Annotated in this window: 10 protein-coding genes and 1 pseudogene; 6 read left to right on the top strand and 5 right to left on the bottom strand. The window is 72.4% G+C overall.

The window, feature by feature from the left end; genetic code table 11:
- The first annotated feature begins 193 nt into the window (after positions 1 to 193).
- The 4 genes from ACFY9S_RS34145 (at position 194) to ACFY9S_RS34130 (ending at position 4300) form a co-directional block, all read left to right on the top strand.
- Positions 194 to 1837: a PucR family transcriptional regulator ligand-binding domain-containing protein gene (locus ACFY9S_RS34145; protein WP_391136367.1), complete on the top strand. Its 1644-nt coding sequence runs from the start codon at positions 194 to 196 to the stop codon at positions 1835 to 1837.
- 62 nt (positions 1838 to 1899) lie between these two features.
- Positions 1900 to 2505, top strand: a complete 606-nt coding sequence (locus ACFY9S_RS34140; RefSeq protein ID WP_391136364.1) for a sigma-70 family RNA polymerase sigma factor — start codon at positions 1900 to 1902, stop codon at positions 2503 to 2505.
- Positions 2502 to 3059 carry a hypothetical protein gene (locus tag ACFY9S_RS34135; protein ID WP_391136361.1) on the top strand — a complete coding sequence of 186 codons (558 nt, stop codon included), beginning with the start codon at positions 2502 to 2504 and terminating at the stop codon, positions 3057 to 3059. Before ACFY9S_RS34140 ends, ACFY9S_RS34135 begins: the two co-directional genes overlap by 4 nt.
- Entirely contained in the window at positions 3056 to 4300 is a 1245-nt protein-coding gene (locus tag ACFY9S_RS34130; protein ID WP_391136358.1) for an acyltransferase family protein, read from the top strand. The genes ACFY9S_RS34135 and ACFY9S_RS34130 overlap by 4 nt, the downstream gene beginning before the upstream one ends.
- On the opposite strand, the gene paaE is transcribed toward ACFY9S_RS34130, so the two are convergent.
- From paaE to paaA, 5 genes are read right to left on the bottom strand one after another with little or no spacing between them, the layout of a single operon-like run.
- Positions 4237 to 5346, bottom strand: a complete 1110-nt coding sequence (gene paaE / locus ACFY9S_RS34125) for a 1,2-phenylacetyl-CoA epoxidase subunit PaaE (RefSeq protein WP_391136355.1) — start codon at positions 5344 to 5346, stop codon at positions 4237 to 4239. The genes ACFY9S_RS34130 and paaE overlap by 64 nt on opposite strands.
- A complete protein-coding gene (paaD, locus tag ACFY9S_RS34120; RefSeq protein ID WP_391136351.1) occupies positions 5346 to 5861 on the bottom strand; it encodes a 1,2-phenylacetyl-CoA epoxidase subunit PaaD in 516 nt (171 codons plus the stop codon). Before paaD ends, paaE begins: the two co-directional genes overlap by 1 nt.
- Positions 5855 to 6682, bottom strand: coding sequence for a 1,2-phenylacetyl-CoA epoxidase subunit PaaC (gene paaC / locus ACFY9S_RS34115; RefSeq protein ID WP_391136348.1), 828 nt, complete (start codon positions 6680 to 6682; stop codon positions 5855 to 5857). The genes paaD and paaC overlap by 7 nt, the downstream gene beginning before the upstream one ends.
- A 10-nt stretch (positions 6683 to 6692) precedes the next feature.
- On the bottom strand, positions 6693 to 6986 hold the full coding sequence (gene paaB, locus ACFY9S_RS34110) for a 1,2-phenylacetyl-CoA epoxidase subunit PaaB (protein WP_031142175.1): 294 nt from the start codon (positions 6984 to 6986) through the stop codon (positions 6693 to 6695).
- Positions 6983 to 7969 (bottom strand): 1,2-phenylacetyl-CoA epoxidase subunit PaaA, encoded by a 987-nt coding sequence (gene paaA / locus ACFY9S_RS34105; RefSeq protein WP_391136344.1) that lies wholly within the window; start codon positions 7967 to 7969, stop codon positions 6983 to 6985. Before paaA ends, paaB begins: the two co-directional genes overlap by 4 nt.
- A 148-nt stretch (positions 7970 to 8117) precedes the next feature.
- Between paaA and ACFY9S_RS34100 the strand changes: the two are divergent.
- Positions 8118 to 8291, top strand: a pseudogene (locus ACFY9S_RS34100) (phenylacetic acid degradation protein PaaD); the annotation flags it as partial.
- A complete protein-coding gene (paaK, locus tag ACFY9S_RS34095) occupies positions 8288 to 9646 on the top strand; it encodes a phenylacetate--CoA ligase PaaK (protein ID WP_391136341.1) in 1359 nt (452 codons plus the stop codon). The pseudogene ACFY9S_RS34100 and the gene paaK, both read left to right, overlap by 4 nt.
- Positions 9647 to 9658 lie beyond the last annotated feature (12 nt).

Raw genomic sequence — 9658 nt, 5'->3', positions numbered from 1 at the left:
CGACGAGGTCTGGTTGTCTGGCTCAGCTCCGGTCCGAGCATCCAAGCCGCCGCGACACGTGACAACGCGTGATCTGTCCAGCCGAAACGCGTTGTTCGGACGTTGTGTCAACCGCCGGACCCCCCGGGCCCCGGCAGCCCCTCCCGTGGACAGCTCTTGCGCAGGTCAGCCACGCTTGTCAGAGTGACCGGGCATGCAGGGAGGCACCGTGAACGATCACCCCCCGCCGGCCGGTCGTGCCCCGACCCTCGCCGACGTCCTGGCCCTGCCCGTCCTGGCCGCCGGACAGCCCCAGGTCGTCACGGGCCTGACCGAGCTGGACCGGCCGGTGCGCTGGGTGCACATCACCGAGCTGACGGACCCGGCCTCCTTCCTCAAGGGCGGCGAGCTGGTCCTGACCACGGGCATGCCCCTGCCCGAGGACGCCGCGGGTGTCCGCCGGTACGTCGACGAACTCACCGAGGTGGGGGCTGCCGCCCTGGTCATCGAACTCGTACGCCGCTACCACCGGCCGCCCGAGACCCTCGTTCAGGCCTGCCGGGCCCGGGGGCTGCCCCTGGTCACCCTCGCCCGGGACGTCAACTTCCTGGAGGTCACGCAGGTCGTGCACGCGCTGATCCTCGGCAACCAGGCCGACGCGATGCGGCGGACCCAGCGGATCCACGAGGCGTTCACGGCTCTGACGTTGCGCGGGGCGGGGCCGGAGGACGTGGTGCGCGCGGCGGCGGAGATGAGCGGCCGGACCGTCGTGCTGGAGAACCTGGTGCACCAGGCGCTGATCTGCGAGCCCTCGGGAAGCACGGTGGAGCAGGCACTCGAGGGCTGGGAGCAGCGCTCCCGGGCGGCCGAGCCGGGCGACCACACCTGCGTGGGCGGCCCGGAGGGCTGGCTCACCGCGCCCGTCTCCTACCAGGGCGAACGCTGGGGGCGTCTGGCCATGCTGCCCGCCGACGGGCCGGCTTTCGGGCCGGAGCACCTCACCGTCCTGGAGCGGACGGCGATGGCCCTGACCGTGGCCCGGCTCATCCACTCCACGCCGTGGGAGCACACGGCCCACCGCAACGCCCTGCGCGACCTCGCCGAGCAGCGCCACCACTCCGCCGAGGACGTCCGGGCCCGCTGCGCCGCGCTGGGTCTGCCCACGGAGGACGGCGTCTTCCTGGCCGTCCTCGTGGACCTGGGCCCCGGAGGGGCGGGCGCCGAGCCGGAGACCCGACTGCACCGGGAGCTGCGGTCGGCCGGGATCCCGGCCCTGGTCGGCGAACTGTCCCCCCACCGCCTCGGCGTCCTGCTGGCCCTGCGGCCCGCCCAGCCCTGGCGGCCCGTGGCCGAACGCCTCAGCCGCACCGCACTGGCGCTGGCGCCGGAGGCGATCGTCGGCGTCGGCTCGGAGGTGGCGGATCTCACCGAGAGCGCACGCTCGTTCCGGGAGGCGGCCCGGGTCATAGAGGCCACCCCGCCCGGCCAGCCCCTCCCCGCGGACCGTTCCTTCCACGAGCTGCCGGACATCGGCCTGCGCCGGCTGCTGTACGCGCTGCGCGAGGACACCCGGATCCAGGACTACACGGAACGCCGGCTGGGCCGGCTCATCGACCACGACACCCGGCACGGCACCGACCTGCTGGCGACCCTGGGCCACTACCTCGACGCCGCCGGCAACAAGACCACGGCGGCCCGTCGCGGCGGCCTGTCCAGGGAAACCCTGTACCAGCGTCTGCGCACCGTCGAACGCCTCCTCGACACCGACCTCGAATCCGGCGACCGCCGCACCGAACTCCACGTGGCGCTCACGGCGTTGCGGGTCATGCGCGCCGGACGGGGAGCACACCCCCTGTAACGCTTTGCGCGTCCCGTTCCAAGAACAAGTGACAGGCACCTGTCGACGAGAAGGGGACATCGGTGGACGACGCGGAACGGTTACGGAGTGGGCCCGCTGCGGCGGTCGGCGACCCGCGGCTCTTCGAGGAGTTCTACCGGCGTCACGTCGACGCGGTGCTCCGCTTCGTGGCCCGCCGGGTGGACGACCCGCACACGGCGGCCGACCTGACGGCCGAGATCTTCCTCGCCGTCCTCGACTCGGCCTCCACCTACCGGCCGCACCTCGGCAGCGAGACGGCCTGGTTGTACGGCATCGCCCGCCACGTCGTGTCGTCGGAGCGCCGCCGGGTCGCCCGGGAGACCGAACGCGACCGGCGCATCTCCGGGCGGCGGTTGCTGGAGCCCGACGACATCGCCCGCATCGAGGACAGACTCGACGCGGAGAGCCCCGGGCGGCGTGTCCTGGCCGCGCTGGCGCGGCTGCCCGAGGGCGAGCGGGCCGTCATGGAACTGGTCGCGGTCGACCAGCTCACGGTCACCGAGGCCGCGGCCGCACTGGGCATCCGCCAGGTCACGGCCCGGGTCCGGCTGCACCGGGCGCGCAAGGCGCTGCGCGAGGAGACGGAGTGCCGGACCGCTCAGGCGGCGGATGCAGCGCTGGTGTACGTGGCGAGGGGGGAAGCATGAGCACGAGGACGACGTTCGAGGACCGGCTGCTCGGTGAACTGAAGAAGGAGATCGAGCTGCGTGAGGCCGGGTCCGGAGCGGGCACTGGCACTGGCACTGGCACTGGCACTGGCACTGGCACGGCGACGGCTTCCGTGCGCCGCCGGTTCGGCCCGCGCCGGATCGCCGTGGTCGCGGCCTGCGCCGCGGCGTGGGCCGCCACGGTGGTGGTGCCCGGCTCGCCAGCCGACTCCGGTGCGTGGGCGGCGGAGCGCCACGACGACGGCAGTGTCGAACTCACCGTCAGCAAGCGGGGCTTCGGCATCGACGACCAGCTGGAACTCGCGGAACGCGTGCGTCCGTGGGGCATCCGGGTGGATGTGGTCGCTCCCGGGGACGCGTGCAGCTCGTGGGACATCCCCCGGGTCATGGTCCTCACCGGCGAGGGCGACCCCATCCGCGCCTGGCCGGTCACCCTGCGGCGCGGCAGCACGCTGGTGATCGAGAACTCCTGGGGCGAGCCGGTGACCCGGGACGAGATCGAGCACTACCGCGTGAAGCCCTGTGACCGGTGAGCGCGCGGCTGGGCTGGCTCGACGCGCTGCGCGGCCTCGCCGCACTCGTCGTGGTGTTCGACCACTCGTCCCACACCTTCATGCCGGACCTGCGGGGGGAGTTGATGCCGCAGTTCAACACCAGCCGCTACGGCATCATGGTGTTCTTCCTGGTCAGCGGCTACATCATCCCGGCCTCGCTGGAACGCCGGGGCTGCGTGCGGGCGTTCTGGATCGGACGGGTCTTCCGGGTGTACCCGCTGTGGGCGGTCGTCGTCGCCGCGCTGCTCGCGGTCGACCTGCTGGGGCTCGCGGGGCTGCGTGACTTCGGCCGGCAGGGGGCGGTCACCGTGGCCCTCGCCCACGCCGGCATGCTCCAGGAACTGCTGGGGACACCCAATGTCCTCCTCGTCCTCTGGACGCTCTCGTACGAGATGTGTTTCTACCTGCTGGTCGTCGCCCTCTTCACGGTCCGGCTGCACCACCGGTCCGCGGCGGCCTCCGGGGTCCTGGCCGTGCTCGCCGTGGTGAGCGCGGCGGCGGGGGCGGTGCTGCCGGTGTCCGCGCTGTCCGGCCTGGTCGGCACCGGCCCGCTCATCGCGTTCGCGTCGATCGCCATGGGTGCCGCCCTGTGCTGCGCGAGCTCCGCCTCACCGGCGCTGCAGGTGTTCGGGGGTGTGCTGGGCGGAGTGCTGGCGCTCATGCTGGTTGCGTTCAACGGCACGGTCCCGGTGTGGGAGGGCCTGGTGATTCTCGCCGTCATGTTCCTCGGTACCGCGGTCCACCGGGCCGAGCGCGGGCAGAGCACCTGGCACCGTGCGGCGGGCACGGCAGCCCTGGTGGTGGCCTGCGCCGTGGGAAGCGCCTACCGGTACGGCGACGGCCACCACTTCACACGGCGCGGCTGGATCGTGGCGTTCCTGCTGGCCGTGCTGACCTTCGCCGCCGGGCTGGCCTGGCGCCGGCGGCGGATTCCGGTGCCGCTGACCGGCCTGGGAGCGATCAGCTACTCGGTCTACCTGGTGCATCCGGTGCTGCTGGCGGTGGTCGACGGCACCGTGGGACGCCGGCGCGACGACCACGCCGCCCTCGAAGTGGCCTTCTTCGCCGTTCTGTTGCCGCTGTGCGTCCTGACCCACCGCTGGGTCGAGGCCCCGGGCCAGGCCTGGGGGCGCAGGCTGGCCCGCCGGTGGGGGGATCAGGTGTCGAAGTCCACCGTCAACGCCTCGGACACCGGGAACGTCTGGCACGTGAGGACGTAGCCGGCGTCGACCTCGGACGGTTCGAGGGCGAAGTTGCGGCGCATGTCGGCCTTGCCGTCGGTGACCAGGGCACGGCAGGTGCCGCAGACTCCGCCCTTGCAGGCGAAGGGAAGGTCGGGGCGGGTCTGCTGGGCGCCTTCGAGGAGGCTGCGGTCGCGGGGCAGGGGCGCCGTGGTGGAGCGGCCGTCGAGGGTGACGGTGACCTGGCTGACCGGGCCGGAGGGGCCGGTCTCGGCGTGCTGGACCTCGCGGACGGGCTCGTCGTCGGCGTAGAAGAGCTCCTGGTGGACGCGGTCGTCGGGGACGCCGAGGCCGGTCAGGACCTGCTGGGCGGCACGGACCATGCCGTGCGGGCCGCACAGCCACCAGTGGTCGACACAGTCCACGTCGACCAGCGCATCCACGAGGGCGGAGAGCCGCTCGGCGTCGAGGCGGCCGGAGAGCACCTCGGCCTCGCGGGGATCGCGGGACAGGACGTGGGCGAGCTGGAACCGTGTCGGGTAGAGGTCCTTCAGGTCGGCGAGCTCGTCGGCGAACATCACCGTGCCGGTGCGGCGGTTGCCGTAGAGGAGGGTGACGCGCGAGCGGGGGTCGGCGGCCAGGACGGACTCGGCGATGGAGACCATGGGCGTGATGCCGGAGCCCGCGGCGATCAGGACGTGGTGGCCGTGCGTGGTGAGGTCGGGTGTGAAGGCACCGGTGGGTGCCATCACCTCGACGGTGTCGCCGGGACGCACGTCGTGCACCAGCCAGGAGGAGAACAGGCCTCCCGGCACCACCCGGACGCCGATGCGCGGCGCGGTGCCGGCGGGGGCGCAGATCGAGTACGAGCGGCGCTCGTCCCGGCCGTCGATGTCGCGCCGCAGGGTGAGTGACTGGCCGGGCGTGAAGGTGAACTCTGCGGCCAGCTCGGCCGGGATGTCGAAGCTCACGGCTGCCGCGTCCTCGCACAGCGGCTGCACGGCGGCGACCCGCAGGGGGTGGAAGACCGGACGTCGGCGGGGGCGTGCCACCGGGGCGGGGGCCGGCTCCATCAGGTCCTCCATCAGATCTCCTTGACGTACTCGAACGGCTCGCGGCAGGCGAGGCAGCGCCACAGGGACTTGCAGGACGTGGCGCCGAAGCGGGAGGTCTCCTCGGTGTCGGGGTGACCGCAGCGGGGACAGGGCACGGAGCGGCGGGCCGGTGACAGCACGAGCGGGACCGGTCCGGTGGCGCGCGCGGGCGCGGTGCCGGGCGGGGCGATGCCGTGCTCGGCGAGCTTGCGCCGGCCGGCCGCCGTGATCCAGTCGCTGCTCCAGGGCGGGTCGAGGACCGTGCGGATCTCCACGCGCGCGTACCCGGCGTCCCGCAGCCGGGCCGCCACGCCGGCGCGCATCTCCGCCATCGCCGGGCATCCCGAGTAGGTCGGGGTCAGGCTCGCGATCACCGTGCCGTCGGGTGCCAGTGACACCTCGCGCAGCACTCCGAGGTCGGCCAGGGTGAGCATGGGCAGTTCGGGGTCGGGCACCTGCTCGGCGATGTGCCGGGCCCGCCGCGCGTCCAGGAGTGCCGTCACCATGTCGCCCCCGGGTGGGCGCGGGCCACGCCCTGCAACTCGGCCAGCAGCGGTGCGAGGTGCTCGGTGTGCTCCCCGGTGCGGCCGGAGCCGGGCAGCGGGCGGTAGACGGGCATGGGCAGCCCGGCCGCCTCGGTGACCTGGCGGAGGACCGCGACGACCTCGTCGCGGACGTCGTACGCCGTGAACAGCTCGCCCAGGTAGGGCGCCACCTGCTCCTGCGCCCTGCGCATCCGGCGGTGCGACTCCTCGGTGCCGTCGCCGAGGCGCACCGCCCACTCGGCGGCGTACTGGCGGTGGTAGGCCAGTTCCTTGACGCCCTTGGCGGCGATCGCCGCGAGCACCGGGTCGCCGTGTGCGGTGAGCCGCTCGAAGTGCGCGAGGCGCCAGGTGGCGAACACCAGCAGCCGCACGACGGAGAACGCGAAGTCCCCGTTGGGGAGTTCGGCCAGGCGTACGTTGCGGAAGTCGCCGGCGCCGCGGAAGTAGGCGTAGGCGTCCTCGGCACGGCCGGTGCCGTCGGCCTGGCCCGCGCGGGAGTACAGCAGGCGGGCCTGGCCGAGCAGGTCGAGCCCGATGTTGGCCAGCGCCACCTCCTCCTCCAGCTCGGGGGCGCGGGTGGTCCACTCGGCGAGCCGCTGGGCGCAGACCAGGGCGTCGTCGCCCAGGGTGACGCAGAGATCCGCCAGCCCGGCGGCGTCGACGCCCTCGGGCACGGTGGTGTCCACGCCGTGCAGGGGGTCCTCGAAGCCCGTTCCGTAGGCCCAGCGGGTGTCGTCCTCGTGGCCCTCGGCGAGGGTCATGTAGACGTGGTCGTCGCTCATGCCCTGTCCTTCAGATGTGGGGGACGTCGTCGGGGATGTCGTAGAAGGTCGGGTGCCGGTAGACCTTGTCGGCGCTGGGCTCGAAGAAGGGGTCCTTCTCGTCACGGGTGGAGGCGGCGATGTGCTCGGAGCGCACGACCCAGATGGAGACGCCCTCGTTGCGCCGGGTGTAGAGGTCGCGGGCGTGGGTGAGCGCCATGCGGTCGTCGGCGGCGTGCAGCGAGCCCACGTGGACGTGGTTCAGGCCGCGCTTGCCCCGCACGAACACCTCGTACAGCGGCCAGTCCTGCTTGTCGGCGGTCATGCCACCGCTCCCTTCCGCTCGCGGGCGGCCTGCTTGGCGGCGTGGGCGGTGGCCGCCTCGCGCACCCAGGAGCCCTCCTCGTGGGCCGTGCGGCGGCGTTCCATCCGCTGGTCGTTGCACGGACCGTCGCCCTTGATGACCCGCATCAGCTCGTCCCAGTCGGGCGTGCCGAAGTCGTGGTGGTCCCGCTCCTCGTTCCAGCGCAGCTCCGGGTCCGGGAGCGTCACGCCGAGCTTCTCGGCCTGCGGGACGGTCATGTCGACGAACCGCCGGCGCAGTTCGTCGTTGCTGTGCCGCTTGATCTTCCAGGCCATGGACTGCGCGGAGTTGGGGGAGGCGTCGTCGGGCGGGCCGAACATCATCAGCGACGGCCACCACCAGCGGTTCACGGCGTCCTGCACCATCTCGCGCTGCTCCTCGGTGCCGCGCATCATCGTCATCAGCAGCTCGTAGCCCTGCCGCTGGTGGAACGACTCCTCCTTGCAGATCCGCACCATGGCGCGCGCGTACGGCCCGTACGAGGAGCGGCACAGCGGCACCTGGTTGCAGATCGCGGCGCCGTCCACGAACCAGCCGATCACTCCGACGTCCGCGAAGCTCAGCGTCGGGTAGTTGAAGATCGACGAGTACTTCTGACGGCCCTCGATCAGCCGCCCGGTCAGATCGGCGCGGTCGGCGCCCAGCGTCTCCGCCGCCGAGTACAGGTAGAGCCCGTGTCCGGCCTCGTCCTGGACCTTGGCGAACAGAATGGCCTTGCGGCGCAGCGACGGGGCGCGGGTGATCCACTCGCCCTCCGGCTGCATGCCGATGATCTCCGAGTGCGCGTGCTGCGCGATCTGCCGGATCAGTGTCTTCCGGTAGCCCTCCGGCATCCAGTCACGCGGCTCGATCCGCTGGTCCCGCGCGATCGTCGCGTCGAAGTGCTGCTGGAGAACCGGCTCGGCGCCGTCCGTCCCCGCAGGGCTGGAGCGTGTCGTATCCATCCGTCCCCCTTCCCAACCGACCATTCGTTCGGTCCATGGTAGGACAAGCCGGCGCGCCTTGGTAAGACCCCTGAGCCTTGACAGTCACCGGGGCGGCTGGATTACTTGGCAGCGCCAAACTAACCGAATGGTCGGTCGGGCTACACCCTTCGTGGCCCCGGCCCGCGAGGCCGACATCCTCGTGCCCCGGGCCGAGGAGCGCGTGCGCTACGGCCGCAGCGGCGTCTGTGCCGTGAGCGTACGGCGGGGTGACGATGTGATCGCGGAGTTCCGGGGCCGCAGCCGCGGCATCGGGAGTACGAGGCCGGAGGAGTCGGCATGACCAGGGAAGCGCACACCACGACGGACCCCGCGGTCACGGCCGGCCGACGGCGCGGCGAGCCCCTCCCCCACGACCTGCTCGACGACGGGGAGCGCCTGACACGCGAGCAGCTGCGCGAGGTCCAGCTGGACCGTCTGCGCCGGAGCCTGCGGCACGCCTACGACAACGTGGAGGCGTACCGGAAGAATTTCGACGCGGCCGGGGTCCGCCCCGACGACTGCCGCTCGCTGGAGGACCTGGCCCGCTTCCCCTTCACCACGAAGGCCGACCTGAGGGACACCTACCCGTTCGGGATGTTCGCCGTCCCCATGGACCGGGTGCGGCGCCTGCACGCCTCCAGTGGGACCACCGGCCGCCCCACGGTGGTCGGCTACACGGAGAACGACCTGTCGATGTGGGCGGACCTCGTCGCCCGCTCGATCCGCGCCGCCGGCGGGCGCCCGGGTCACAAGGTGCACGTCTCCTACGGGTACGGGCTCTTCACCGGCGGACTCGGCGCGCACTACGGCGCGGAGCGCGCCGGCTGTCTGGTGATCCCGGCCTCCGGGGGCATGACCGCGCGCCAGGTGCAGCTCATCGAGGACTTCCGGCCCGAGATCATCATGGTCACCCCGTCCTACATGCTCACCCTGCTCGACGAGTTCGAGCGTCAGGGCATCGACCCGCGCGGCAGCAGCCTGCGCGTGGGCATCTTCGGTGCCGAACCGTGGACGGAGGAGATGCGCCGCGAGATCGAGGAGCGCACGGACATCCACGCCGTCGACATATACGGCCTGTCCGAGGTGATCGGTCCCGGTGTGGCCCAGGAGTGCGTGGAGACCAAGGACGGGCTGCACGTGTGGGAGGACCACTTCTACCCCGAGGTCGTCGACCCGGTCACGGGTGAGGTGCTGCCCGAGGGCGAGGAGGGCGAGCTGGTCTTCACGTCCCTGACCAAGGAGGCCCTACCGGTCGTCCGCTACCGCACCCGCGATCTGACCCGGCTGCTCCCGGGCACGGCCCGGCCCGGCTTCCGCCGCATCCGGAAGATCACCGGCCGCTGCGACGACATGATCATCCTGCGCGGGGTGAACGTCTTCCCCAGCCAGATCGAGGAGATCGTGTTGCGCACGCCCGGCGTCGCCCCGCACTTCCAGATCCAGCTGACCCGGCGCGGCCGCCTGGACCACATGACCGTCCGGGTCGAGACCCGCCCCGGCACCGGCCCCGAGCAGCGCGAAGCCGCGGCCGGGGCGATCGCGCAGGCCGTCAAGGACGGCATCGGCATCACCGCCGACGTGACGGTCGTCGAGCCGGAGACCCTGGAACGCTCCGTGGGCAAGATCCGCCGGGTGAAGGACCTGCGCGAGTCGTGAGCCGCCGCGGCG

Origin of the sequence: Streptomyces sp. NPDC012474, from assembly GCF_042955185.1 — a bacterium.
Taxonomy (GTDB): Bacteria; Actinomycetota; Actinomycetes; order Streptomycetales; family Streptomycetaceae; genus Streptomyces; species Streptomyces cahuitamycinicus.
This window is presented reverse-complemented; position numbering and strand designations above follow the sequence as displayed.

Excerpts from the sequence above, each read along its gene's own strand:
- ACFY9S_RS34145 (WP_391136367.1), top strand. The coding sequence starts at position 194 with ATGCAGGGAGGCACCGTGAACGATCACCCCCCGCCGGCCGGTCGTGCC.
- ACFY9S_RS34135 (WP_391136361.1), top strand. The coding sequence starts at position 2,502 with ATGAGCACGAGGACGACGTTCGAGGACCGGCTGCTCGGTGAACTGAAG.
- paaE (WP_391136355.1), bottom strand. The coding sequence starts at position 5,346 with ATGGAGGACCTGATGGAGCCGGCCCCCGCCCCGGTGGCACGCCCCCGC.
- paaD (WP_391136351.1), bottom strand. The coding sequence starts at position 5,861 with ATGGTGACGGCACTCCTGGACGCGCGGCGGGCCCGGCACATCGCCGAG.
- paaC (WP_391136348.1), bottom strand. The coding sequence starts at position 6,682 with ATGAGCGACGACCACGTCTACATGACCCTCGCCGAGGGCCACGAGGAC.
- paaB (WP_031142175.1), bottom strand. The coding sequence starts at position 6,986 with ATGACCGCCGACAAGCAGGACTGGCCGCTGTACGAGGTGTTCGTGCGG.
- paaA (WP_391136344.1), bottom strand. The coding sequence starts at position 7,969 with ATGGATACGACACGCTCCAGCCCTGCGGGGACGGACGGCGCCGAGCCG.
- paaK (WP_391136341.1), top strand. The coding sequence starts at position 8,288 with ATGACCAGGGAAGCGCACACCACGACGGACCCCGCGGTCACGGCCGGC.